Annotated in this window: 23 protein-coding genes, 1 tRNA gene and 1 riboswitch; of the genes, 2 read left to right on the plus strand and 22 right to left on the minus strand. The window is 46.5% G+C overall.

Annotation, left to right across the window (positions count from 1 at the left end; genetic code table 11):
• Positions 1-150: 150 nt before the first annotated feature.
• From CCC70_RS09095 to CCC70_RS09195, 21 genes are all read right to left on the minus strand, one after another.
• Positions 151-594 (minus strand): GNAT family N-acetyltransferase, encoded by a 444-nt coding sequence (locus CCC70_RS09095; protein ID WP_287084709.1) that lies wholly within the window; start codon positions 592-594, stop codon positions 151-153.
• Between the two features lie 217 nt (positions 595-811).
• On the minus strand, positions 812-2,845 hold the full coding sequence (gene lysS / locus CCC70_RS09100) for a lysine--tRNA ligase (protein WP_287084710.1): 2,034 nt from the start codon (positions 2,843-2,845) through the stop codon (positions 812-814).
• Between the two features lie 64 nt (positions 2,846-2,909).
• Positions 2,910-3,395: a transcription elongation factor GreA gene (gene greA, locus CCC70_RS09105; protein WP_015526720.1), complete on the minus strand. Its 486-nt coding sequence runs from the start codon at positions 3,393-3,395 to the stop codon at positions 2,910-2,912.
• Positions 3,396-3,663: 268 nt separating this feature from the next.
• Entirely contained in the window at positions 3,664-4,614 is a 951-nt protein-coding gene (locus CCC70_RS09110) for a glycosyltransferase family 2 protein (protein WP_015526721.1), read from the minus strand.
• 115 nt (positions 4,615-4,729) lie between these two features.
• On the minus strand, positions 4,730-5,698 hold the full coding sequence (gene dusB / locus CCC70_RS09115) for a tRNA dihydrouridine synthase DusB (RefSeq protein ID WP_118609143.1): 969 nt from the start codon (positions 5,696-5,698) through the stop codon (positions 4,730-4,732).
• Between the two features lie 9 nt (positions 5,699-5,707).
• The gene (locus tag CCC70_RS09120) at positions 5,708-6,076 is read right to left on the minus strand and encodes a DUF6145 family protein (RefSeq protein ID WP_015526724.1); all 369 of its coding nucleotides are present in this window, start codon (positions 6,074-6,076) and stop codon (positions 5,708-5,710) included.
• Between the two features lie 131 nt (positions 6,077-6,207).
• Positions 6,208-7,014, minus strand: coding sequence for a biotin--[acetyl-CoA-carboxylase] ligase (locus CCC70_RS09125; RefSeq protein ID WP_270391749.1), 807 nt, complete (start codon positions 7,012-7,014; stop codon positions 6,208-6,210).
• The gene (gene argF, locus CCC70_RS09130; protein WP_021975947.1) at positions 7,014-8,012 is read right to left on the minus strand and encodes an ornithine carbamoyltransferase; all 999 of its coding nucleotides are present in this window, start codon (positions 8,010-8,012) and stop codon (positions 7,014-7,016) included. The genes CCC70_RS09125 and argF overlap by 1 nt, the downstream gene beginning before the upstream one ends.
• Positions 8,013-8,038: 26 nt before the next feature.
• A complete protein-coding gene (locus CCC70_RS09135) occupies positions 8,039-8,980 on the minus strand; it encodes an SPFH domain-containing protein (RefSeq protein WP_015526727.1) in 942 nt (313 codons plus the stop codon).
• Between the two features lie 3 nt (positions 8,981-8,983).
• Positions 8,984-9,424, minus strand: a complete 441-nt coding sequence (locus CCC70_RS09140) for an NfeD family protein (protein ID WP_144093618.1) — start codon at positions 9,422-9,424, stop codon at positions 8,984-8,986.
• 15 nt (positions 9,425-9,439) lie between these two features.
• Positions 9,440-10,216, minus strand: coding sequence for a TrmH family RNA methyltransferase (locus CCC70_RS09145; RefSeq protein WP_270391746.1), 777 nt, complete (start codon positions 10,214-10,216; stop codon positions 9,440-9,442).
• 36 nt (positions 10,217-10,252) lie between these two features.
• Positions 10,253-10,912, minus strand: a complete 660-nt coding sequence (locus tag CCC70_RS09150) for a potassium channel family protein (RefSeq protein ID WP_118515158.1) — start codon at positions 10,910-10,912, stop codon at positions 10,253-10,255.
• A 13-nt stretch (positions 10,913-10,925) separates the two neighbouring features.
• The gene (locus CCC70_RS09155; RefSeq protein WP_021652589.1) at positions 10,926-12,320 is read right to left on the minus strand and encodes a TrkH family potassium uptake protein; all 1,395 of its coding nucleotides are present in this window, start codon (positions 12,318-12,320) and stop codon (positions 10,926-10,928) included.
• 8 nt (positions 12,321-12,328) lie between these two features.
• Complete coding sequence (pfkA, locus tag CCC70_RS09160; protein ID WP_015526732.1) at positions 12,329-13,318, minus strand: 6-phosphofructokinase; 990 nt, start codon at positions 13,316-13,318, stop codon at positions 12,329-12,331.
• A gap of 68 nt (positions 13,319-13,386) precedes the next feature.
• The gene (locus tag CCC70_RS09165; RefSeq protein ID WP_022426228.1) at positions 13,387-16,854 is read right to left on the minus strand and encodes a DNA polymerase III subunit alpha; all 3,468 of its coding nucleotides are present in this window, start codon (positions 16,852-16,854) and stop codon (positions 13,387-13,389) included.
• A gap of 105 nt (positions 16,855-16,959) precedes the next feature.
• A complete protein-coding gene (locus CCC70_RS09170; protein ID WP_021652585.1) occupies positions 16,960-17,802 on the minus strand; it encodes a CvfB family protein in 843 nt (280 codons plus the stop codon).
• A 178-nt stretch (positions 17,803-17,980) separates the two neighbouring features.
• Positions 17,981-19,567 carry a Na+/H+ antiporter NhaC family protein gene (locus tag CCC70_RS09175; RefSeq protein ID WP_442859725.1) on the minus strand — a complete coding sequence of 529 codons (1,587 nt, stop codon included), beginning with the start codon at positions 19,565-19,567 and terminating at the stop codon, positions 17,981-17,983.
• A gap of 185 nt (positions 19,568-19,752) precedes the next feature.
• Positions 19,753-19,923, minus strand: a riboswitch (Lysine riboswitch).
• A gap of 193 nt (positions 19,924-20,116) precedes the next feature.
• The gene (locus CCC70_RS09180) at positions 20,117-20,359 is read right to left on the minus strand and encodes a helix-turn-helix domain-containing protein (protein ID WP_015526736.1); all 243 of its coding nucleotides are present in this window, start codon (positions 20,357-20,359) and stop codon (positions 20,117-20,119) included.
• Positions 20,360-20,563: 204 nt separating this feature from the next.
• Positions 20,564-21,265, minus strand: coding sequence for an L-ribulose-5-phosphate 4-epimerase (araD, locus tag CCC70_RS09185; protein WP_015526737.1), 702 nt, complete (start codon positions 21,263-21,265; stop codon positions 20,564-20,566).
• Positions 21,266-21,329: 64 nt separating this feature from the next.
• Positions 21,330-22,037, minus strand: a complete 708-nt coding sequence (locus CCC70_RS09190) for an acyl-[acyl-carrier-protein] thioesterase (RefSeq protein WP_021652581.1) — start codon at positions 22,035-22,037, stop codon at positions 21,330-21,332.
• Positions 22,038-22,183: 146 nt separating this feature from the next.
• Positions 22,184-22,255 (minus strand) — tRNA-Gln (locus CCC70_RS09195).
• Between the two features lie 275 nt (positions 22,256-22,530).
• On the opposite strand from CCC70_RS09195, the gene CCC70_RS09200 reads away from it, so the two are divergent.
• Entirely contained in the window at positions 22,531-23,991 is a 1,461-nt protein-coding gene (locus CCC70_RS09200; RefSeq protein ID WP_270391738.1) for a nicotinate phosphoribosyltransferase, read from the plus strand.
• Between the two features lie 72 nt (positions 23,992-24,063).
• A complete protein-coding gene (locus CCC70_RS09205; RefSeq protein WP_092071858.1) occupies positions 24,064-24,627 on the plus strand; it encodes a M15 family metallopeptidase in 564 nt (187 codons plus the stop codon).
• A 75-nt stretch (positions 24,628-24,702) separates the two neighbouring features.
• Here the strand turns inward: CCC70_RS09205 and CCC70_RS09210 are convergent, their stop codons facing one another.
• Positions 24,703-25,251, minus strand: a complete 549-nt coding sequence (locus tag CCC70_RS09210) for a stage V sporulation T C-terminal domain-containing protein (protein ID WP_044962160.1) — start codon at positions 25,249-25,251, stop codon at positions 24,703-24,705.
• Between the last annotated feature and the right edge of the window lie 133 nt (positions 25,252-25,384).

Genomic DNA, 25,384 nt, shown 5'->3' on the forward strand with positions numbered 1-25,384 from the left:
AACTGTTACTCATATCAAAACCTCCACTTCCTCTGTGATTAGAGTATATGAGGTTTTGGCTTTTACTTGTAGTTTGCGAATATCTGTATAAATAGAAAAAGCCCTTTGAGAAAAGATTTCTCCTCTCTCAAAGGGCTTGAATGCATTAGTTTATAGGTTTCTTTGAAAAATCACCATATCCACCAACCTGACGCCACATTCAAATATTGGGTGGTCATAATAATCTGTAAAAAAGTTCGGTATCATATAAGAACGAACAAAACCGCACTTTTCATAGAATGGAACTGTCAAAGGACTATCGCCGGTTCCGACCTGTAAAACGGAATAATTGTCGGCATACTCTTTAACAATAAAATCTATCAAGGCTTTGGCATAGCCTTTACCTTGATATTCTGGAACGGTCGCAATATTCTTTATTTCAAGAATACCGTTGCCCTCATCCGTAACAACACATTCAGCTTTCACACCGTTATCATTAAACACATACATAGTGCCTCTTTCAAGATAGCGGTCTATCATATTTTCCTGTTCATCTGCCAATAGCAGTAATGAAAGGAATTGTTTTTTATTTTCTTTGATTTCCCGAATCTTCATAATTAGCCACTCTGTTAAATTTCATTTTAGACTTTTATCATACTTTTGAAAATGGGCAATCCCGATTGGGACTGCCCATATATTTTGAAAATTATGCGATTTTTAAGACTCTGCACCGTTTCAAGCACCATTTGGTGTAAATTTGGTGTATTTGTGTATTTTCAGAGCTTTTTCACAAATGAAGTACATCCCGTTTTGTAGGGTAAAACGGTACTTCTTAGTAGAGCTTTGCACCTGCCGGAATATGGTCATCTACCATAAGCAGATGGAGCTTTTCTTCGCCTTCTTCTTCGTGTACTGCACTCAGGAGCATACCACAAGAGTCAATGCCCATCATTGCTCTCGGAGGAAGATTTGTGATTGCAATAAGTGTCTTACCGACAAGTTCTTCCGGCTCATAATATGCGTGAATACCGCTTAAAATGGTTCTATCTGTGCCTGTTCCGTCATCAAGAGTAAACTGCAACAGCTTCTTTGATTTCGGTACTGCTACGCACTCTTTAACCTTAACGGCTCTGAAATCAGACTTTGAGAATGTATCAAAATCAACATCTTCTTCAAACAAAGGCTCAATCTTTACCTTAGAGAAATCAATCTTTTCAGGCTCTGAATTTGGTGTAGAAACTTCTTTATCCTTTACACCATTTTCGGATTTTACACCACCGAGGGTCTTCATTGTCGGGAACAGAAGTACGTCACGAATTGCCTGGCTGTCTGTCAGGAGCATAACGAGACGGTCGATTCCGTATCCGATACCACCTGTTGGCGGCATACCGATCTCCAGTGCATTCAGGAAGTCTTCATCTGTGTGGTTGGCTTCCTCATCACCTGCGTCTGCAAGGGCATCCTGTGCTTTGAAACGCTCTCTCTGATCGATCGGGTCGTTGAGCTCGGAATATGCGTTACACATTTCCCATGTATTGATAAAGAGCTCGAAACGCTCTACCTTGTTCGGATCGGAAGGTTTCTTCTTGGTCAGCGGAGAGATCTCGATCGGATGATCCATGATAAATGTCGGCTGGATCAGCTCTTTCTCACAGTACTCCTCGAAGAAGAGGTTGATGATATCACCCTTCTTATGGCGATCCTCATACTCGATATGATGCTCATCAGCAAGCTTCTTGGCTGCCTCATCATCTGCTACTTCGTCAAAGTCGATTCCTGCATATTTCTTGATGGCATCGTTCATGGTCAGACGTGCGAAAGGCTTTCCAAGATCGATCTCGATACCATTGTAGGAAATCTTTGTGGAACCGCAGACCTTCTCTGCAAGGTAACGGAACATGGACTCTGTCAGCTCCATCATTCCCTCATAATCCGTATATGCCTGATACAGCTCCATCAGAGTGAACTCCGGATTGTGACGGGTATCAACACCCTCGTTACGGAATACACGGCCGATCTCGTAAACTCTCTCAAGTCCGCCTACGATCAGTCTCTTAAGATAAAGCTCCAGGGAAATACGAAGCTTAACGTCTTCGTTCAGTGCGTTATAATGTGTCTCAAATGGTCTTGCAGCTGCACCGCCTGCGTTGGAAACCAGCATTGGTGTCTCAACTTCCATGAAGTCACGTCCTGCAAGAAAGTTACGGATCTCCTTAAGGATCTGGGAACGTTTGATAAATACATTCTTGCTGTCCTGATTCATGATAAGATCCACATATCTCTGACGATAACGGGTATCTGTATCTGTCAGTCCGTGGAATTTCTCAGGAAGGATCTGTAAGCTCTTGGAAAGAAGAGTCATCTTCTCTGCATGAATGGAGATCTCACCTGTTCTTGTTCTAAAAGCAAATCCCTCCAGACCAAAAATATCGCCGATATCAGATTTCTTGAAATCTGCATAGGAATCGGTTCCAATGGCATCTCTTGCCACATAAACCTGAATGTTACCCTGTAAATCCTGGATATTACAGAAAGAAGCTTTTCCCATTACACGCTTGAACATCATACGTCCTGCGATTGATACATGGATCGGGCTTGCGTCCATGATGCTTCTTCTTTCTTCATAATCCTTCTTCTGAGCCTCTTTTGCCTGCTCTTCATCAAGACCTGTTACATCAAGCTCCTTGCGATCTTTGAGAAGCTCTGCCTCATGTGCTTCATAGAGATTCTTTACCTTAAGGGAATGATGTGTCTGATCAAATTTTGTGATCTGAAACGGGTCCCTGCCATTTGCCTGAAGGTCTGCCAGTTTGTCACGACGTACCTTAAGCAGCTGGTTTACATCCTGCTTCTTCTGCTCTGCCACTTGTTGGCCTCCTTAATCTATCTGTCGTTCAAGCGGATCTGTGCGATCCGCTCCGTTGTCTGCTTTATACGTTTCTCTGGATCTCAAGAACCTTATATTTCATGATTCCGGACGGCATCTCAACCTCAACGATATCGTTGGTGTGTGCACCGATCAGTGCTTTACCTACCGGAGACTCATTGGAGATCTTTCCCTCAAGGCTGTTAGCCTCTGTGGAACCTACGATCTTCAGCTCCATATCTTCCTCAAATTCATAATCATGAACCTTAACCTTGCAGCCTACGCTGATTCTGTCAAGATCGACTTCATCCTCTACTACAACCTCAGCGTTCTTGAGGATCTTCTCGATCTCCTCGATACGTGCCTCGATATCTCTCTGCTCATCCTTTGCTGCATCGTACTCTGCGTTCTCAGAAAGGTCTCCCTGCTCTCTGGCCTCTTTGATCTTTCCTGCTACTTCTTTTCTCTTAACAACTTTCAGATCGTGCAGCTCGTCTTCCAGTTTTCTAAGTCCTGCGTATGTGAGTAAGTTCTTCTTTGCTTCTTCCATTTTGCCTTACTTCCTTTCAAAACCGTGCTGTTTTTTCTGAAAAAAATACAGCTTCGGATATTTCTGTTGCTACCATTCCCAAGAGCTCTTTTTTCTAAAAAAGGGCGTAAAAATCTCAGGATATTCACAATTCCTGTATTATACCGAAAAGCCCCAGTATTGTCAAGCATTCCACGTCGAAAAAGGGTCCCTGAAATATGCAAAAAAGCCGCGCGAAATCTCAGATTCCAACACGGCTTTTCTATATTATCCTGCCCGGTCTGATTCCTTATTTCTTCTCCGGAAAAAGATCTTTATAACGATTAGTCACCATCTGTGTCTGATACTCAAAATCCTGTTTATGCTGATTGACCAGTGTAGAAAGGATGATCCCGGAAAACCAGCAGATGATAGCTGTCAGGATCACAAACCCGCTGACGATCAGTGTCGGGATCTTTTCCACTGTTCCAACCTCCAGAAAATGTACCAGCACCGGAATAAAGAATACCATTCCCACCACAAACAGCACTGCTGCGATAAGGGAGAAGAACTCCAGCGGCTTGTAATTCTTGAACATTTTCACAATAGTCTTCAGGACCTTAAATCCATCTGCATAAGTATTCAGCTTGGACTCACTTCCCTCCGGCCTGTCACGATATTCAATGACTACATTCTCAACCTGCATGTTCTTATCGATGGCGTGGATCGTCATCTCTGTCTCGATCTCAAAATTCCTGGAAAGTACCGGGAATGTTTTTACAAAGCGGTAACTCATGGCACGGTAACCTGTCATGATATCCTTGATGTTGCTTTTGAAAAGACGGTTAATGGAACCTCTTACGATACTGTTTCCAAAGTTGTGGAAAGGTCTCTTGTTCTCTGTAAAATATGTAGAAGAAAGGCGGTCACCAACTACCATGTCTGTGCCTTTCTCCAGAACCTTGCTGCACATTTCAGCTGCAAACTCTGCCGGATAAGTATCGTCGCCATCTACCATAAGATAACACTGCGCATCGATATCCCGAAACATACTGCGGATCACGTTTCCTTTTCCCTGCTGATACTCATAACGGACAACTGCCCCTTCTTTTCTGGCGATCTCGTCTGTTCCATCTGTAGAGTTATTATCATATACGTAGATCACAGCTTCCGGAAGTGCTTTTTTCATATCGCGGATAACCTTTGCTACCGTCTTGCTTTCGTTGTAGCAAGGAATTAAAACTGCTATTTTATCTGCCATTATTTTTCTCCTGTAAAACAAAAAAACTTTCTGCGGATTCCCGCTAACTGACTGTAGCACGCGCTCCGTTCCTTGTCAATAGAACGTTTCGTTTTCTCCGACATACTTTTCTCTTTTATCGCTCCAGTACCATGTCTGTAAGCTTTTTCAGTTCTTCATAGCTTGAAATATTATTAGATTCTCTCCGGATTCCCGCACTGTGCCGCATACCGGCTGTATACCAGGCTACATGCTTCCGCATTTCGCGGATCCCGATATACTCACCCTTGATCGCGATCTGATCTTCGGCATGGCGCAGGATCATCTCGCAGACTTCCTCTGCGGTTGGTCTGGAAAGCTTTTCCCCGGTGTGGAAATAGTGGTTCAGCTCCCGGAAGATCCACGGGTTCCCACGTACTGCACGGCCGATCATCACCGCATCGCAGCCAGTCTCTTTAAACATGGCTTCTGCAGTTTCCGGTGAAACGATATCTCCGTTTCCTATCACCGGAATAGTCACCGCTTCCTTCACCCTGCGGATAGCATCCCAGTCCGCCTGACCGGAATAATACTGCTGTCTGGTCCTTCCATGAACTGCGATGGCTGCTGCACCGGCATCCTCCACCCGTTTTGCGATCTCCACCACATCCACCGGCGTATTTTCATCAAAGCCAATGCGGACCTTCACCGTTACCGGCTTGGAAACTGCTCCGGAAACACTGCGGACGATCTCTTCGATCAGCTGAGGATCCTTCAGAAGAGCTGAGCCCTCGCCATTATTTACCACCTTGGGAACCGGACATCCCATATTGATATCGAGAATGTCAAAGGGACGCTCCTCAATGCTTTTTGCCACCTCTGCCATAAGGTCCGGCTCGCTGCCGAAAAGCTGCATGGATACCGGATGCTCCCCGGGATCGATCTCCATCAGCGCCTCTGTATTCTTATTATGAAAAGAGATCGCCTTGGCACTGACCATTTCCATACAGATCAGGCCTGCACCCTGCTCCTTGCAAAGTCTTCGAAATGCCAGATCCGTAACCCCTGCCATCGGTGCAAGCACAAAGGGGTTCGGTATCTCCACATTTCCGATCTTCCACTGCATCTTCATGGATCATTCCTCAACGGCATCTGCTTTTTTCTGCAGTTCCTCATCCGGGATATCTCCCAGGAAAAATACCTTGTAATACATTTCCAGAGATTCCAGAAGCTCTCTTTTGTCCCGCTGGAGTTCCTTGATCTTCAGTGCACTTCCGATCTCATCAAAACGGGCATCTGCCTCCAGGGCCTCAGTCTTAAACTGCAGACTGCCGTCCTCATCAAATTCCAGTGTCAGGATCCCGCCTACATCCTCTGTGAAAAGCACACACATGATCTGCAGCTCCTGCTTTACTGTCTCAGGAAGAGACGCAAAATCCTGGTTAAAATAATATTTCTGCTCATAAGAGCTTGCTCCGCAGAGCACAATGTTATCCTGATACATAAAATCTCCTTTATTTATAACTTGACACTCCCCACAACTAAAGCAGGGAGATTCTTGTTTTTTCCACTACTGCAATAAAACATCAACGGAAAATCGCTGCCGGAAATTTTATCCGATCTGTGCTGCATGTTTTACACATAGCTGTATAAACCACGTACAGAAACCTCTCCGGAATTTACTTCCTCGACTGTACCGTCTGCACGCTCTACCAGAAGCTCTCCGCCGGCATTGATCCCTCTTGCGATCCCCTCATATGGATCATTCTGATCCAGTACACGTACCGGCTGGTTCAGATTGGCCAGCATTTTCTCATAATCCGGTTTCAGGCCGCTGAGATCCTCTGTCTGTACAAATCTCTCATAATTTTCCTCAAAATGCTTCATCACAAGTCCGACTACCTGTGCCCGGTCAAAGGGATGTCCGCTTTCCAGATACAGAGATGTAGCCTTATCTGCCATTTCTTCCGGAAAGCTTTCCATGTTTACGTTAATCCCGACTCCGATAACTGCACAGCCGATCTTATCCTGCTTCATGGTCATTTCGGTTAAGATACCGCAGATCTTTTTGCGGGAAACAACTACATCGTTAGGCCATTTGATCCCTACCTCAAGACCGAGCTCTGCTACTGCCTGTGCAACTGAAAGTCCCATAACAAGTGTCAGCATCGGCGCCTTCTGCGGAGAAAATTCCGGGCAGATAAGGATACTCATAGTAATGGCACTGTCCGGCGGCGCACTCCATCGTCTTGTAAAACGTCCGCGTCCTGCGGACTGATATTCTGCCACAAACAGCTCCCCGTGTCCTGCGCCTTCTTCCCTCCAGGCGCGTTTACCCCAGAGGTTGGTGGAATCAATTTCTCTTGCAAAATGGACGGTTTTGCCCGCCCATTTTGTATGTGTTGCCTGTGAAATTATTTCTTCATTAAATAACTCTGCCATTATTTCTCCGGCTCTCCTAATGTAGCAACGATCACAGCCTTGATGGTATGCATACGGTTCTCTGCTTCGTCAAATACCTTGGACTGCGGAGACTCGAATACCTCGTCTGTAACCTCCATGTCTGTAAGGTTGAAACGCTCGCCCATCTCTTTTCCGATCTTTGTCTTAAGATCATGGAATGCTGGCAGGCAGTGAAGGAAGATTGCCTTCTCACCGGCGTTCTCCATTACGTGTTTGGTAACTTTATATGGTGTCAGGTCGTGGATACGCTCTGTCCATACTTCGTCAGGCTCGCCCATAGATACCCATACATCTGTGTAGATGATGTCCGCGTCCTTGGTTCCTGCCTCTACATCCTCTGTAAGAGTGATGGTGGAACCTGCCTCTTTTGCCCACTGCTGGCACTGTGCTACAAGCTCATCATTAGGGAAGTATTTCTTGTTGGTGCAGGCTACAAAATCAAGGCCAAGTTTGGAGCATACGACCATAAGGGAGTTACCCATGTTGTAGCGGGCGTCACCCATGTATACAAGTTTCAGACCTTTCAGTTTGCCGAAATGCTCACGTACTGTCAGCATATCAGCAAGCATCTGCGTCGGATGATACTCATTTGTCAGACCGTTCCATACCGGAACGCCTGCATGTTTTGCAAGCTCCTCAACAATATCCTGACCGAAGCCACGGTACTCGATTCCCTCATACATTCTTCCGAGAACTCTTGCAGTATCTGCGATGCTCTCCTTCTTTCCGATCTGGGAGCCTGTGGGATCCAGATAGGTAGAACCCATTCCCAGATCATGAGCTGCCACTTCGAAGGAACAGCGTGTTCTTGTGCTTGTTTTTTCAAAGATCAGTGCAATATTTTTACCTCTGTAATACTCATGAAGCTCTCCTGCCTTTTTCTTTGCCTTCAGATCTGCTGCAAGGTCGATCATGTAAGTGATCTCTTCCGGTGTAAAGTCTTTCAGTGTCAGGAAATTTCTTCCTTTAAGATTCATAATATGTCCTCCTCACGGCTGCAGATTTATTTCTGCTCTGCCGGTTTATCTGTCATGATTTCCTTCAGAGATGTTGCCAGCCCTGCGATGCCCTGTATCTCGGACGGAATGATGATCTTCGTTGCCTTGCCGTCAGCAACTTTTGTAAGAGCCTCCAGGCTCTTCAGAGTAAGAACAGATTCATCTGCTCCTGCTTCCTTGATCATACGAAGTCCTTCTGCAGTTGCCTGCTGTACTTTAAGGACTGCCTGTGCCTGTCCTTCAGCCTCTTTGATCATACGCTCCTTCTGAGCCTCCGCATGAAGGATCGCCGCCTGCTTCTCAGCCTCAGCATCCAGGATAGCGGACTGTTTTTTACCCTCTGCAACAAGGATGGTGGAACGTTTCTCTCCTTCTGCTTTCAGAATGGCTTCTCGTCTCTCACGCTCAGCCTTCATCTGTTTCTCCATGGCATCCTGGATGGCTGCCGGAGGAATGATGTTCTTAAGCTCCACACGGTTAACCTTGATTCCCCATGGATCTGTAGCCACATCAAGGGAAGCACGCATCTTGGTATTGATAACCTCTCGGGATGTCAGTGTCTCATCCAGCTCCATATCACCGATGATGTTACGAAGTGTTGTAGCAGAAAGATTCTCGATCGCCATGATCGGATTCTCAACGCCATATGCGTAAAGCTTCGGATCTGTGATCTGGAAAAATACAACCGTATCGATCTGCATGGTTACATTATCTTTGGTAATTACCGGCTGCGGTGGAAAATCCACAACCTGTTCTTTCAGGTTTACTCTTCTTGCAACACGTTCAATGAACGGAACCTTGAAATGGATTCCTGTACTCCAGGTAGCCTTGTAAGCGCCAAGACGTTCCAGTACCACTGCATAGGCCTGCGGTACAATGCGGATACAGGATGCAAGTACCCACAGCACAAGAACGATGACTACAAGCAAAACAACAACTCCACCCATAATTTAGCCCTCCTTGCTAATTTCTTTTACGATCAGCTTCACTCCGCGGATCTCTTCAATCTCAACCACTGCACCTGTTGGAATTTCTTCCCCGTCATCTGCGGTCCGTGCAGTCCACTCGATGTCATTGATCCTCACCTGCCCGGTTTGGGCCAGGTTGTTGACCGTCTGTATCACTACGGCTCTTTTTCCCAGAAGACTCTCTGCATTGGTCTTTTCCACGCCCTTGTTCATGTAGCGGACCGCCAGAGGTCTGGTAAAGATCAGAAGCACCACGGAAACTCCGAAAAATAAAAGGAGCTGTACAACAATTCCCCCTCCAAGCCACGAGGCAATGCACGCCACAAGCGCACCGCCTGCAAACCAGACAGTGGTAAGTCCTACCGTGATCGCTTCAATTACCAGTAAAATTGCCAGTATTCCAAGCCAGGCCAAAGGTGTCATAAAACTCCTCCTCTCTTATTCTCTTCTCTGTCTTGCAGCTTCGTACATCAGGATTCCTGATGCCATGGCAGCATTCAGTGATTCTACTTTTCCGCACATGGGAATGCGGATCAGACAGTCTGCTGTCTCCGCCGCCTGATCAGTCAGGCCCTTTCCCTCGTTTCCAATGAAAAATGCGGTACCGCCCTTATAGGATTCCTGATCATAGGAATTCTCGCCCTTCAGATGAGCTGCAAAACTGCGGATTCCATTTTCTTTCAGCTTCTTTTCTAATGATACCACATCTTCCACGTATAGAAAAGGCATTCTGTAAATGGAGCCCATGGTAGAACGGATCACCTTGGGATTTGTGATATCCACGCAGGTTTTTGTGAGGAAAACTCCGCTTACGCCGGCGCCCTCACCGGTCCTGAGAATGGTTCCCGCATTTCCCGGATCCTGAAGATCCTCCAGAACCATGACCAGAGGATTTTTTCCCGCCAGTACCTCTTCCTCGCTCCAGGAAGGCAACTTCAGAACTGTCAGGATCCCCTGGGGAGTCTTGGTATCACACATCTGACGGAATACGGAATCCTTCACGATCTCACAGGGATATTTTTCTGCCTGAGACATCAGCTCTTCATCCCGGGAAACGGTCTCGGAGACAAACACCTGGGAAACCCAGCTTTCCGGTGCTTCCAGAAACATTTTCCGGCCCTCTGCCACAAAAAGTCCCTGCTCTCTTCTGGCTTTTGCCTTCTGGTTCAGCTGCATGACATTTTTTATTTTTGCATTTGATACACTGGTTATCATACTTTTATTTCTCTCCTTCCGGCAATCCGTATTCGGTTAACGTAATTCCTCACGACTTGCATTCAGATCTTTGTTTTTTCCGATGGCGATTATGGAACAGTTGTCCGGAAGCGGTTCGGAAGGATCCAGATCTACCGTGACATTTTCACCTTGCTTGATGCCAATGATATTAATGTGAAAACGCTCCCGTATATTCAGATCTACCAGATTTTTTCCGATCCAGGATACCGGCATGGAAAACTCCGCCATACTGAACTCCGCCGAAAGCTCAAACACATCCAGATACCCGCCGGACATAAGATTTCTGGCAACCCGCAGTCCCATGGACTGTTCCGGATAAATGATCTTATCTGCACCAATTTTGTCGAGTATACGTCCATGAAGAGAATTCATACTTTTTGCAACTACAAAGGGCACTCCCAAATCCTTAGCCTGCATGGTTGCGGAAATACTGGCTTCCAGATTTTCGGCAACTGCGATAATGGCTACATCCACATTCTGAACTCCCAGAGCCTTCAGGATTCCCGGTTCACGGACATCTGCTTTTACCGCATAGGTTACTTTTTCGGAAATCTCTTCGATATTTTCTTCTTTGTCATCAATGGCAAGGACATCACAGTCTGACTCTGCCAGCGTCACCGCCAGAGTCATTCCAAACTGTCCAAGCCCGATCACGGCAAAAGATTTATTTTTCATTCTATTCTCCTGTTTAACCGATCATGATATCTTCTTCACCGAGATGCGTGGTGCTTCCCGGCCTGTTGCGTACACGCATCACAACTGCTGTTCCAAGTGTCAGCGGTCCGATACGTCCCAGATACATGGTAAGGATCACGATCCACTTGCCTGCCACATTCAGCTGAGGTGTCAGTCCTCTGGAAAGTCCTACTGTAGCCCCCGCAGAAGTGATCTCATATAAAACATCTGCCAGATCCACTCCCGGCATTACTGCGGACAAAAGCACCGTCATGGTAAAAAGGATCAGCACACTGGTTCCTGCAACAACCATGGCAGAACGGAGATAGCTCTCACGGATCCTGCGGCCGTATACCTCTACATCCTTTTTTCCCTGAAGATATGCTGCAATGGAAAGGATCAGAACCGCAATGGTAGTAGTCTTCACACCACCGGCAGTGCCCATGGGTGATCCTCCGATAAACATCCACAGTAGGGAAATGATCACGGTAGGTGTGGACAAAAGCGACTGATCCATGGTATAAAATCCCGCCGTACGTGTTGTCACTGACTGGAAAAAGGATGCCATGAGCTTTGTTCCCAGTGGTGCCCCCTTCAGCGTGGAAGGGTTTCCGGATTCAAAAATAAATACCAGAAATGCTCCTGAAAATACCAGGATCCCGGTCATCGTAAGGACCAGCTTGCTCTGAAGCCGCAATACACGAAAAACTCTGGATGGGGAGAGCTCTTTTCTCAGAACCTTGCGGAATTTATCCCACAGATCCCACCAGACGATAAATCCAAGACCTGACACAATGATCAGGCCAATCGTAGTGATATTGACCAGCGGATTGCTCACATATACCGAAAGGCTTGTTTCCCCGAAAAGATCGATCCCTGCGTTGCAGAATGCAGATACCGCCAGAAATATGGCATGCACCAGACCTTTTTTTATTCCAAATTCCGGTACAAAGCAAAACGCATACAGGACCGCACCGATTCCTTCTGCAAGAAACACGCATTTCACCACACTGCGGACTACAGCCACGACTCCACCCATTTCATCCAGGTTGTAGGATTCCTTGATGATCCGCCGGTTTTTCAGGGAAATTTTCCGCCGGAGGCTGATGAATATCATATTCGCCAGTGCGATCAGTCCGATCCCGCCGATCTGTATCAGGCACAGGATAACCGCTTTTCCAATGGGGCTCCACTGGACTGCCATAACAACTGTGGAAAGTCCTGTCACACATACGCTGGTCGCCGCTGTAAAAACAGCATCCGGGAAGGTAACAGCCTGCCCGGGTGCACTGCAGAACGGCATCCACAAAATAAGTCCACCTACAAAAATCACCCCCGCAAAGCCGAGGGCAATTATTTGTGACGTATTCAGTTTATGCAATCCGTCTGAAACTTTTTTTAAGTTCATAAATATCTTTATTTTCTGTAATTATGAGAAAGAGAATTGCAGACCTCCCACATGTAGGAATCTACATTCTTCTGCATTGCAAGAGCCTCATTGATGTCGAAATCGACAAACTCACCATGACGGTATCCAACCACACGGCTGCGTTTTCCGGCAACAAGAAGATCTACTGCAAGAGCACCCATCATGGACGCATATACACGGTCCTTACATGTAGGGCTTCCACCACGCTGCATGTGACCAAGGATCGTTGCACGTGTCTCGATACCTGTTGCAGCCTCGATACGCTTCGCCATAGCCTCTGAATGGCCGATACCCTCAGCATTTACGATGATATGGTGTTTCTTGCCTTTCTTACGGCTCTCTACGATATTGTCAATAAGCTTCTGCTCGTCGTAATCATATTTCTCCGGGATCAGGATATCCTCAGCACCGTTTGCGATACCGCACCATACTGCAAGGTATCCGGCGTTACGTCCCATAACCTCGATGATACTGCATCTCTCATGGGATGTGGATGTATCACGTACCTTGTCAATAGCTTCCATAGCTGTATTTACAGCAGTATCGAAACCGATGGTGTACTCGGTACATGCGATATCAAGGTCAATAGTTCCCGGCAGGCCAATGGTATTGATTCCAAGGTTCGCAAGCTTCTGAGCACCTGCGAAGGATCCGTCTCCACCGATAACAACAAGGCCGTCGATCCCATGCTTTCTGCAGATCTCTGCAGCCTGCTGCTGTCCTTCCTCTGTTCTCATCTCTGCACATCTGGCAGTATAAAGAATTGTTCCGCCTCGTTCAATCGTATCGGAAACGTCCCTTGCTGTCATATCTCTGATCTCTTCATTTAAGAGACCGCTGTATCCTTTATAGATTCCCTTTACGTTCAGTCCGCTGCTTAATCCTCTTCTGACAACAGCACGGATTGCAGCATTCATTCCAGGTGCGTCACCGCCACTGGTCAAAACGCCGATCGTTTTGATTTTGTTCTCTGCCATATTGTTATCCTCCATCTTATGAAACAACCTATTGTAATACACATATTCGGGTATAGTTTATAGCATTTTTATAAGTTTTTCAATACTCTCTCCACAATTTTAACATTGGAACTTCCATATTTTTTACACATGCGCTCCAGCCAGGAATCCTCGATATGGACCTGATAAGCAGGGGGAAGTTTCTTCATTGCCTTGACATCTTTGAGATAAATAACCACCGTGCTGTTTCCTCTGGATTCCATCAGATCGTCTACCAGACCGGTCTCGGCTTTTGCGTACTCTTCCCGGCTTTCAAACTGGAGCCACAGTTCTCTTGGCATATCATCAAAAAGACGGACCTTTTCCAGGATCAGCTTGCTGGCTTTGTCGTCTTCTGCGGATACTCTTCCCTGAATAAAGAGCCGGGCATCTTCATTCAGGAACATCTGGCATTTTTCGTAATCACGTGGAAATACCACAACCTCCACGGTGCCTACCAGATCTTCCACTGTAAGGAACGCCATTACCTTATTATTCTTTGTATATTTTATGGTTTTATCCGTGATCATTCCACCCACGATCACTTTCTGGTTATCGTAAACCTCCGGTATCCCTGTTTCATCATCCGGCTGAAAATCAGAAGTTTTTGCAGAGATCATTTTTTCCATCATATTCCGGTAACGCTCCAGCGGATGACCGCTGAGATAGATGCCGAGAACTTCCTTCTCAAAGGTCAGTATCGTCTCCTTCGGATATTCTGCTGCCTGCGGCATACGGATCTCAAATTCCTTTTTATCTTCTTCAGGCGCAATATCAAAAAGACTCAGCTGTCCCGCCATGGTATGCTTCTTATCCTGGTTGATACTGTCTATGATCTGCGTATAAACCGTCATTTTCTGATTCCGGTTTCCCTCCAGGCAATCCAGCGCTCCGGCCTTGATCAGATTTTCCACAACTCTCTTGTTGATCTGGTCGATATTTCGCTCAATAAATGTTTTCAGGGAGGTATATTCTCCGTGCTCCTCACGCTCCCGCACAATCCCCTCGATTACCGGACGGCCGATACTCTTGATGGCAGAAAGTGCATAACGAATGGAACCATTGTCAACAGAAAAGCCATAAACACCATGATTGATATCCGGCGGAAGGATCCGGATCCCCATCTGGCGGCATACAGAAATATACTCGGCAACCTTGTTCGGCATTTCCACAACGGATGTCATCAGTGCAGCCATAAATTCTACCGGATAATAATATTTGAGATATGCCGTCTGGTAGGAAACCACTGCATAAGCGGCAGCGTGAGACTTATTGAAGGCATACTTTGCAAAATCTGTCATCTCATCGTAGATCTTGTTTGCGATCTCCTCGGAAATACCATTGGCAATACATCCCGGTACTCCCTCTTCCACGTTTCCGTAAACGAAATTCTGGCGTTCTTTTGCCATAACAGAAGCTTTTTTCTTGGACATGGCACGGCGCACCAGGTCACTTCGTCCAAGGGTGTAGCCTGCAAGCTCACGGACGATCTGCATAACCTGCTCCTGGTATACGATACAGCCATAGGTCGGCTTCAGGATCGGCTCCATCTGCGGACAATCATAACGGATGGTATCCGGACGGTTTTTTCCACGGATGTACTGCGGAATGAAATCCATGGGACCCGGACGGTAAAGCGAAATTCCCGCGATCACGTCCTCAAGGCTCTGAGGCTTCAGCTCCTTCATGAAGCTTTTCATTCCGGCACTCTCCAGCTGGAACACGCCGTCAGTACGTCCTGTTCCGAGAGAATCCAGTACCTTTTTGTCGTTGTAATCGATCTTTTGCATATCCAGAAGCATACCGGTACTTTTTTCCACCATTTTCACAGCATTCTGGATAACCGTCAGGGTACGGAGGCCCAGGAAATCCATTTTCAGAAGTCCCAGCTCTTCCAGTGTTGTCATGGTAAACTGCGTGACAATGGAACCATCCTGTGCTCTGGAAAGGGGTACGTATTCCGATACATCCTTCTGGCTGATCACAACACCTGCCGCATGCATGGAGGTATGCCTCGGAAGCCCCTCCAGACGTTTTGCCAGATCGATCAGACGATGGATATCGTCCTGTTCCTCGTAAGCCTTGCGAAACTCCGGATTCATTCCCAGTGCCTTGTCAATGGTGATATTCAGCTCCTGTGGGATCATCTTGGCGATGGTGTCCACCTGGGCATAAGGCATATCCAGAACACGGCCTACATCACGAATGACACCGCGGGCTGCCAGTGTACCGAAGGTAACGATCTGAACCACGCAGTCATCACCATATTTTCTTCTTACATAATCAATAACCTCCTGTCTCCGTTCGAAGCAGAAATCCACATCGATATCCGGCATGGATACTCGCTCCGGATTCAGGAAACGTTCAAAGAGCAGATCATACCGGATCGGGTCCAGCTGGGTGATCCCAAGTGTATAGGCAACCAGGCTTCCTGCGGCAGAACCTCGTCCCGGACCGACCATGATATCGTTGTCCCTGGCATATTTGATAAAATCCCATACAATGAGAAAGTAATCTACATATCCCATGTTTTTGATCGTAGACAGCTCATAATCCAGGCGCTTTTTCAGCTCCTCTGTTACCGGATGATAACGCTGCTCAAGTCCCTCATGGCAAAGCTTGTTCAGATATTCCCAGGAGGTAAATCCGTCCGGCACATCATATTTCGGTAGCTTGGTCACACCAAATTCAATCTCCACATGACATCTCTCCGCGATCCTGTGCGTGTTTTCCAGCGCTTCCAGCGCATATGGGAAAAGCCTCGCCATCTCCTCCGGCGATTTCACATAATACTGGCCGCCCTCATAGCGCATTCTGTTCTCATCGCTGAGTTTTTTCTGAGTCTGCAGACAAAGAAGAACATCATGTGGTTCCGCATCCTCTGCCATAGTGTAATGCACATCATTGGTGGCAACCAGATCGATCCCCGTTTCTCTGTGCATACGGAGAAGCTGCTGGTTTACGGTCTGCTGCTCCGGGATCCCATGATCCTGAAGCTCCAGAAAGAAATTTCCTTTTCCGAAAATATCTTGGTAACGTAATGCCGCGATCTTGGCATCCTCATACATTCCACGTGCAAGATATCTGGCGACCTCTCCCGCCAGGCAGGCACTTAAGGCAATGATACCCTCATGATATTTTTCCAGAAGCTCTAGATCCACACGTGGCTTGTAATAAAACCCTTCCACAAATGCCTTGGATACAATTTTCATCAGGTTGCTGTATCCCTGATTATTCTCAGCCAGCAGGACCAGATGATAATAACGGTCATCCCCACTTCCCACTTCTCTGTCAAAACGGGAGCCCGGAGCCACATAAACCTCACATCCGAGGATCGGATTGATCCCGGCTTCTCTTGCAGCCCTGTAAAAATCGATCACACCATACATAACGCCATGATCGGTGATCGCCGCACTGTCCATACCCAGCTCTTTTACTCTGGCTACATATTCTTTGATCTTATTGGAGCCATCCAGAAGGCTGTATTCTGTATGGACATGTAAATGTGTAAACTCCAAATTTATTCTCCTTATCGTAAAAAACAGGGCTCCGGATCCTCCCCGCTCTGCACTTTTCTCTGAACGTGCCGGAGCGTGTCTGATCCGGAGCCGGTCAACACCTTGTTATTTTTTAATGTAGATCCTCTTGTCACGGATCTCTACTTTTCCTTCCTTCATCAGATGACCGACTGCACGCTTGAATGCGTTCTTACTGAGGCCAAACTCTCTCTTGATGACTTCCGGTGAGGCATGATCATCAAATGGCAGCACCCCTGCAAATTCCTCGATCACGCTGAATACGCTCTCTGCATCCTCATTGATCTGGATGTAAGCCTTCTGGCGGTCACTGACGTTCATCTTGCCATCCTCTTTCACCTCTGTGACACGAAGATCAAGAATAGCTCCCGGTCTGTACTTGCCTGTTGCCTCCCGTGCCGGGATCAGAGCGGAATATTTATCATCTACCGCAACAAAAACGCCGAAATTCCCACTGATCTCATAGACACGCCCCTTTACCGAATCTCCCGGTACATAAGGAGTTCTGGTGGAAAGATAATGATACACCTTCATGGTTGCACAGAGTCTGCTGCTCTTATCTACATAAAGTGCTACCAGACACTCCTCACCTTCACGGACCCGGTTGGTCTGCTCATGATACGGAAGAAGAAGATCCTTCTCCAGTCCCCAGTCAAGAAAAGCACCGATCCTGGTGACCTGTTTTACCTTAAGGACTGCTGTCTGTCCTACCTGAAGCATCGGCTCACGGGTAGTTGCGATCAGTCTGTCCTGGGAATCCTTATAGATGAATACTTCGATCTCATCACCTGCTTTGGTTCCTTCCGGTACCTGTTTGGACGGAAGAAGCACCCGCTCATTCTGAGGTGCGTTTCGGTCCTCTCCAAGATATATTCCGAAATCCACGGTTTTTACAACCAGTAATTTCTGTTTTTTACCTAATTCTATCATTCTTACTCCTGTTCCTTAAAACTATATATGATCATTTACTATTTGCTGTCTGTCCTGCATTATAACATAAGAGAATTATTATAGAAAGCACAAAAAAGGCAGCTTCGGAAATTTCTTTCCGTCACTGCCTTTTATTTGCCATTCATGGGGGAATCTGCCCCCACATTGGGTCAGTCTGTTATTCTGTTGGTTTCTCAACCGGCATCGGATTCATCATTTTAATGACAAAAAGTACGATCAGCATCAGCACGATTCCCACCGGAAGAGCGATCCATGCTGTTTTTACAAAGCCTGCAACAATATAAGTTACAAAGGATACTGCCGCAGCCAGGATCGCATACGGAAGCTGTGTGGAAACGTGAGTCACATGATCACACTGTGCTCCTGCGGAAGCCATGATCGTTGTATCGGAGATCGGTGAGCAGTGGTCTCCGCAAACTGCACCTGCCATGCAGGCGGACATGGAAATGATCATCATCTCAGGACTGGATTTCTCAAATACCGCAACAACGATCGGGATCAGGATACCAAAGGTTCCCCAGGAAGTACCGGTAGCAAATGCAAGTCCACATCCAACCAGGAAAATAATGGCCGGAAGGATAACTTCAATACCACCGGCAACAGAACGCATTGCTTCTTCTACGAATACCGCTGCACCAAGTGAGTCTGTCATAGCCTTCAGTGTCCATGCAAAGGTCAGGATCATGATCGCCGGTACCATAGCCTTGAAGCCTTCCGGGATGCATCCCATACAGTCTCTGAAATTGACCACACGGCGGATCATATAGAAAATAATGGCAAACACCAGACCAAAAGCACTTCCCATTGCAAGGCCTGTAGAGGCATCACTCTGTGAAAATGCGGTAACAAAATCTGTTCCGCTGAAAAATCCTCCTGTGTAGATCATACTGATGACACAGCAGATAACAAGCACAACGATCGGGATCACAAGATCGATCACCTTTCCTCTCGGATTCGGTGTCTCATCATCCGTTGCATTCTCATACGGTCTTGCAGATGTTGTATAAAGATCTCCGTTCAGAGCATTGATCTCATGTGTTCTCATGGCACCAAACTCGGTTTTCATCAGTACCATGCCAACCATCATTACAATAGTAAGGATCGCGTAAAAGTTATACGGGATGGTTCTTACAAAAATCGAAAGTCCATCCTGTCCCTTTACGAATCCGCTGACTGCTGCTGCCCAGGATGAGATCGGTGCGATGATACATACCGGAGCGGCTGTTGCATCGATCAGGTATGCAAATTTCGCTCTGGATACGTGATGTCTGTCAGTTACCGGACGCATAACGCTTCCTACTGTCAGGCAGTTAAAATAATCGTCAATGAAGATCAGGATTCCAAGGATGATCGCTGCAAGCTCTGCACCCACACGCGTGTGGATCTTTTTGCTGGCCCATCGTCCGAATGCGGCGGAGCCGCCGGCCTTGTTCATCATACATACCACAGATCCCAGGATTACCAGGAAGATCAGGATACCTACGTTATAGCTGTCAGAAAGAACCTTGATGATTCCTCCCTCAAAAATCTGTGTTACCGTTCCTTCAAATTTAAATCCGGAATAGATCAGTGCTCCTACTACAATTCCCACAAACAGAGAACTGTATACTTCTTTTGTGATCAGTGCAAGGACGATCGCAACAAGAGGTGGAAGCAGTGCCCAGATCGTTGCATACAGAGCAGGCTGGTAAGTCTCCTCCGCATCCGCAGCCAGCACAGTCAGGGGACTTGCCAGTGCGCCCATGAATACCATTGCCATAACAGACAATGCTGTTCCTGCTTTTTTACTCATTTTTCTCCTCCCTTTTCGGGGACAAAAAAACGGAGGCTGTCTCTTCTTAAGAACACCTCCGGTTAAATAATCCTTATTTAACTAATAGCCCGTCAGAAAATCTCCATTCAGCATATTAAATGCAGATCTCCCGAAGTGCTACCGATAGCGCTCCACATCCGTGACAGTACAACGCATATTCTGCGTTATCCCAGCGCCCTGTCATCTGGCCTTCCAGAGCACTTCGGCAGATTTTCCTTTCTTTATGAACAGCCTGCCAGGGCCTTGCATCCATAAATACTGATAAAATCCGCGCCTCTATCTTCTTATCCGTGACCGTTTGCCCTCCGCAGGACTTCCCGGCCATCTTTTTTTCTTTATACTGTAGCAGTTTCCGACATAAATATCAAGTAGTTTACACAGATTCCTGCCATTCAGACCAATATTGTTACTTTTCACTCCGTTTTCAGTAACACGCTTCGCGGAATATTACCAGCGAACTGTAATCCAATATTGCCTTATTTACTGCTCATTCAGCAGCCACTTCACATCCACTCCCAGCACCTTTGCAAACACCCGCAGTTCATAATCTGCTACAAAACGTTCTCCTCCTTCGATCCGGCTGATACTGTCACGCTCCAGCATCACTCCTTCCACCTGCATTTTTGCTGCCAGCGCAGATTGCGACATCCGTTTCATATTCCTCATCTGGCGTATTTTTTCTCCGGAAACGTTCTTTTTTCCCTGATAAGTGTATATTTTCATCCTGCCACCTATTTTAATAAATGTGTTAATGTTCTGCATTTTTCTTGACATTAGCATATATTTCGGCGGCACCTGTGTTAAAGGTCAGCAAATCTGACATTTTCTGCATTTTTCGACAAAAAATGCCGCGGTACTGTTCCGCGGCATTTCCACTCAAGCGGATATTGACGATCCACCATCGGGTCAAACTGTTTTTTCTTCTGATCAGTCTTCCTGTCCTACCTGACCATAATATGCATTTGCACCATGTTTTCTGTAGTAATGCTTATCCTGAAGCTCCTGCGGTGCCGGTTTTACATCCGGATTGATCAGCTCGCAGCGAGATGCCATCTTGGCAACCTCCTCAAGAACAACTGCGTTATGAACTGCCTCATGAGCATCCTTACCCCAGGTAAAAGGTCCGTGGTTCTTACACAGCACAGCCGGTACTGCTTCATAATCTTTGTTTTTGAAATAATCAGCAATAAGAACTCCCGTGTTCTTCTCATATGCCTCTTCGATCTCTCTTTTGGTCAGATTACGCACACATGGTACTTCTCCGTAAATATAATCTGCATGTGTGGTTCCATAACACGGGATCGATCTGCCTGCCTGCGCCCAGCTTGTTGCCCAGGATGAGTGGGTATGTACGATACCGCCGATATTCGGAAACGCTCTGTAAAGAACTGCATGTGTCGGTGTATCAGAGGATGGATTGTATCTTCCTTCTACTTTATTTCCATCAAGATCTACCACTACCATATCTTCCGGTGTCAGCTTGTCATAATCCACACCACTTGGCTTGATCACAAAAAGTCCCTGCTCCCTGTCGATCCCGCTGACATTTCCCCATGTAAAGGTAACAAGACCATATTTTGGCAGATCCATATTTGCTCTGTAAACTTCTTCTTTTAATTTTTCAAGCATAGCGCGCCCTCCTTTTACGGTATAGTTGTTTCAAAAACGATGTACTAATCTCTACCGCCTATATTTATTTTGTAAACTCAACTACTGCGTAAGGTTCTTTATCCTCCGCGTTGAGAACTACAGCTTCTTTATTTTCTGTCATATATACTTCCGGAATGATAACATTATCCAGTACTGCCTGACGTTTATATTCAGCACGAAGCTGACCAACTTTAAAATCCTCAGGCAGATGATCCGCTGCCATCCGGATATACTGACAGTTGTTCACATGATGATTGGTGTCCAGATGATGCTTCTGTACGGAAAAAGCATTCTGCACTTCCCGTTCCTTCGGAAGCGCGATCTTTCTTGGTGCATAATCCATCTCTATTTTTTCGCCCAGATCATAGGGATCTGTATCTGCCGGTGTTAGCTTTTCCGGAAGACCGGTTTCTGTATTGATAAAGGACCAGTAGGAATTGGCCCATGCCAGCTTCTCACCATCCATTGTCTCAAGAATAAAATTACGCATTCCGATAAATCCACGGAATCCATAAGGAATTGTTGTTACTTTTATATTTTCACCAAGCTTCGGATATCGCTTCACGATCACCTGCCATGCAGAAAGTACCCAGGCTCTTTTCTGTTCCTTTAATACTTCCATACCGACTCCTGTCTGCTCGGATTCAAAGGTACAACAATCCTGAAAATAATCCAGAACTCCCGGCAGCGTTAGACATCCATCTTCTCCGATCTCACTGAATCTTACTCGACTCTCAAAACTGTAACTCATTCATGCCTCCTGTCATACTGTCTATACTTTATTGTAACACTTGGCAGGAAGAAACGCACTTGTTTTTTTTGGGGCGCAGCGGATTGCGAATATCTTCTTATTTTTGAGTACAAAAAAAGTACCTCGCAACTGAGGTACTTAAGAAGCAGGGCTACAAGGATTCGAACCTTGAACTGACGGAGTCAGAGTCCGTTGCCTTACCGTTTGGCGATAGCCCTATGTGTTTTGTTTTTCGCTTGCCTTATCGCTTGCGACGGATGTTATTATATAACAGCTTTTTTGAAATTGCAACCCCTTTTTTTAATTTTTTTTATTTTTTTTCAAAATTTCTTAAACTGCTGTTAAAACTCCTTATTATATGCGGGTTTACGCAGTAAAAAAAATTTTACAATCCACTCCTTTGTGTTATAATAAGCCGTATAATAAAAAGAGCGGAAACAACCGTGTATTTCCCTCCGGTCACAATATCCGGAGGCATCCAAAGGAGAACGCTATGCGAGCAAATAACCTTACTCTGCTCACGGACCTCTATGAGCTTACCATGATGCAGGGATATTTCAAAAACCCTACCAACCAGACCGTTGTCTTTGACATGTTCTACCGCAACAATCCGTGTGATGGCGGTTTTGCCATCTGTGCAGGACTGGAGCAGATGATCGAATACATCGAAAATCTCCGTTTCTCAGAAGAAGACATTACCTATCTGAGAAGTCTTGGCATCTTTGAGGATGATTTCCTTGAGTATTTGAGCAACTTCAGATTCACCGGTGATATCTACGCAATTCCGGAGGGAACCGTGATCTTCCCGAGAGAGCCGATGGTCAAGGTTATCGCACCGATCATGGAAGCTCAGCTTGTAGAGACGGCCATCCTGAACATTATGAACCATCAGAGTCTTATTGCCACTAAGGCAGCACGTGTATGCCATGCAGCCAAGGGCGATCCCATCATGGAATTCGGTCTTCGCCGTGCCCAGGGTCCGGACGCCGGGATCTTCGGTGCCAGAGCTGCAGTGATCGGCGGATGTGCCGGTACTTCCAACGTACTGACCGGCCAGATGTTTAACGTTCCGGTTCTCGGAACACATGCTCATTCCTGGATCATGAGTTTCCCGGATGAGTACACTGCCTTTAAGACCTATGCGAGACTTTACCCGAATTCCTGTACTCTTCTGGTTGACACCTACGATGTCCTGAAATCCGGTGTTCCCAATGCAATCCGTGTATTTGAAGAGATGCGTGAGGAAGGTATCCAGCTGAAGAACTATGGAATCCGTATCGACAGCGGTGATCTTGCATATCTTTCCAAAAAAGCTTACAAGATGCTGGCTGCTGCCGGTTTCGATGATGCTACCATTTCCGCATCCAGCGATCTTGATGAATATCTTATCGAAAGCCTGAAGGCCCAGGATGCCAAGATCAATTCCTGGGGCGTCGGAACCAAGCTGATCACAGCCGATAACAATCCGGCATTCGGCGGCGTATACAAACTTGCCGCTGTAAAGGACGCTGACAGCGATGCCTTCCAGCCGAAGATCAAGCTTTCCGAAAACACAGAAAAGGTTACCAACCCGGGCAACAAGACTGTATACCGTATCTACAGCAAGAAGACCGGCAAGATCAAGGCCGATCTGATCTGCCTTGCAAATGAGAAATTCGATCCGGAAGAAACTATGGTGATCTTCGACCCGGTTGACACCTGGAAAAAGACCAAGGTTCTTGGCGGAACCTACGAACTCCGTGAGCTCCTTGTTCCGGTAATTAAAGATGGTAAGAGTGTTTACAAGTCTCCATCTGTCATGGAACTCCGCGACTACTGCAAACAGGAGCAGAACACACTGTGGGATGAATCCAGACGTTTCGTTAATCCGCAGAAGGTTTATGTAGATCTCTCCCAGTCACTCTATGACATGAAGAAGGCTCTCCTGGAAGAAATGAGTGAAAAAGAGCTCTGATAAACAGAAATAAGCATTCATAAACCCTCCTTTCTTATCATAAGCTTATGGATAAGGAAAGGAGGGTTTTTATTGCACAGAGAATTTTATACCCGGCTGATCAGTAGGGAGCATCCTCTACCGGAAGCCTTTGTGCCGGAACATCTCATCGATATCGGACTTCCATTTGAAGCAGCACCGGGAGATCCGAAGCGACTTCTGGAGTATCAGGCTGCAAAAGCCGCTTCCCAGCTTTTCCATGCCTGTCACAGATGCGGTCTGAACCTGTGGGCAGTTTCCGGATATCGTTCCTACCAGCGACAGAAGGAGCTTTTTACAGGAAGTCCTTTCGTTGCAGAGCCAGGAACAAGTGAGCACCAGAGCGGACTTGCTCTGGATGTATCCTGCCCTTCCATCCATATGGAGCTCTCCGAAAGGTTTTCCGCAACAGGAGAAGGCCGCTGGCTGAAAAAGAACGCTCCGCTCTATGGTTTTATCCTCCGGTACCCAAAAAGCAAAGAGGAGATCACCGGCATCCCTTACGAGCCATGGCACATCCGCTATGTGACCAAACCTCTGGCTTCCTGGCTCACTATCACAAATCTGACTCTGGAAGAATACCACTGCTTTCCTTCCCGGTGTCCGCACCCTCCCTGATCTGCAGCTCCTGGCATCTACATCTGATGTTTATATCTTGATCTGCACACATTTTTCTGTACATCTGATGCACTTTTACTGCTCCATCTGTCTGCCAAGAAAACCGGCTGCTGTGCGGACAAGGGCACGTTCTGTGTCTCCCAGTGCTGTTTTTTCACTTTTAGTCAGAAGGATCACTGCTCCAATGGCGTCACTCGCACACAGGATCGGCTGTATCATTTTCTGGCAAAATGAATCCATAGCGTCGGAAATGACTGATATATTTTCCCTGCTGTCCTGACTGACCATTCTGCCTTTCCTGCCGGCAATGACTGCATCCAGATCAGAACTGATCTCTTTTCCTTCCAGTTCCCGGCTTCCGCTGCCGCATGCCGCCACGACCTGATCACGATCTGTAATACAGGCAGTCAATCCGGTGGTCTGTACCAGCGCTTCCGCATATTCCGCAGCAAACGTATTCAGCTCTCCAATGGGCGAATATTTTTTCAGGATGATCTGTCCTTCCCTGTCTGTAAAAATCTCCAGTGGCGTTCCTTCCTTGATCCGCAGTGTCTTTCGTATCTCTTTTGGAATCACAACCCTGCCCAGATCATCGATCCTGCGAACAATTCCCGTTGCTTTCATCTTCCTGAATTCCTCCTGTATTTTCTGTTCATTGTACATCAATGTTATGTTAACTATTTGTTTTTCATATGGTTATTATGCGAAAAACTGGGAGAAATATGCATAAAAATCTCTTATTTATCTGTCGCAGGAG

The organism is Blautia sp. LMAG:89, from assembly GCF_008679485.1.
GTDB lineage: Bacteria > Bacillota > Clostridia > Lachnospirales > Lachnospiraceae > Blautia_A > Blautia_A fusiformis.

Coding starts and splice junctions, on each gene's coding strand:
- CCC70_RS09095 (WP_287084709.1), bottom strand. CDS start 594: ATGAAGATTCGGGAAATCAAAGAAAATAAAAAACAATTCCTTTCATTA.
- greA (WP_015526720.1), bottom strand. CDS start 3,395: ATGGAAGAAGCAAAGAAGAACTTACTCACATACGCAGGACTTAGAAAA.
- CCC70_RS09110 (WP_015526721.1), bottom strand. CDS start 4,614: ATGGCAGATAAAATAGCAGTTTTAATTCCTTGCTACAACGAAAGCAAG.
- dusB (WP_118609143.1), bottom strand. CDS start 5,698: ATGCAGTGGAAGATCGGAAATGTGGAGATACCGAACCCCTTTGTGCTT.
- CCC70_RS09120 (WP_015526724.1), bottom strand. CDS start 6,076: ATGTATCAGGATAACATTGTGCTCTGCGGAGCAAGCTCTTATGAGCAG.
- CCC70_RS09125 (WP_270391749.1), bottom strand. CDS start 7,014: ATGGCAGAGTTATTTAATGAAGAAATAATTTCACAGGCAACACATACA.
- argF (WP_021975947.1), bottom strand. CDS start 8,012: ATGAATCTTAAAGGAAGAAATTTCCTGACACTGAAAGACTTTACACCG.
- CCC70_RS09135 (WP_015526727.1), bottom strand. CDS start 8,980: ATGGGTGGAGTTGTTGTTTTGCTTGTAGTCATCGTTCTTGTGCTGTGG.
- CCC70_RS09140 (WP_144093618.1), bottom strand. CDS start 9,424: ATGACACCTTTGGCCTGGCTTGGAATACTGGCAATTTTACTGGTAATT.
- CCC70_RS09145 (WP_270391746.1), bottom strand. CDS start 10,216: ATGATAACCAGTGTATCAAATGCAAAAATAAAAAATGTCATGCAGCTG.
- CCC70_RS09150 (WP_118515158.1), bottom strand. CDS start 10,912: ATGAAAAATAAATCTTTTGCCGTGATCGGGCTTGGACAGTTTGGAATG.
- CCC70_RS09155 (WP_021652589.1), bottom strand. CDS start 12,320: ATGAACTTAAAAAAAGTTTCAGACGGATTGCATAAACTGAATACGTCA.
- pfkA (WP_015526732.1), bottom strand. CDS start 13,318: ATGGCAGAGAACAAAATCAAAACGATCGGCGTTTTGACCAGTGGCGGT.
- CCC70_RS09170 (WP_021652585.1), bottom strand. CDS start 17,802: ATGATAGAATTAGGTAAAAAACAGAAATTACTGGTTGTAAAAACCGTG.
- CCC70_RS09175 (WP_442859725.1), bottom strand. CDS start 19,567: ATGGGCGCACTGGCAAGTCCCCTGACTGTGCTGGCTGCGGATGCGGAG.
- CCC70_RS09180 (WP_015526736.1), bottom strand. CDS start 20,359: ATGAAAATATACACTTATCAGGGAAAAAAGAACGTTTCCGGAGAAAAA.
- araD (WP_015526737.1), bottom strand. CDS start 21,265: ATGCTTGAAAAATTAAAAGAAGAAGTTTACAGAGCAAATATGGATCTG.
- CCC70_RS09190 (WP_021652581.1), bottom strand. CDS start 22,037: ATGAGTTACAGTTTTGAGAGTCGAGTAAGATTCAGTGAGATCGGAGAA.
- CCC70_RS09200 (WP_270391738.1), top strand. CDS start 22,531: ATGCGAGCAAATAACCTTACTCTGCTCACGGACCTCTATGAGCTTACC.
- CCC70_RS09210 (WP_044962160.1), bottom strand. CDS start 25,251: ATGAAAGCAACGGGAATTGTTCGCAGGATCGATGATCTGGGCAGGGTT.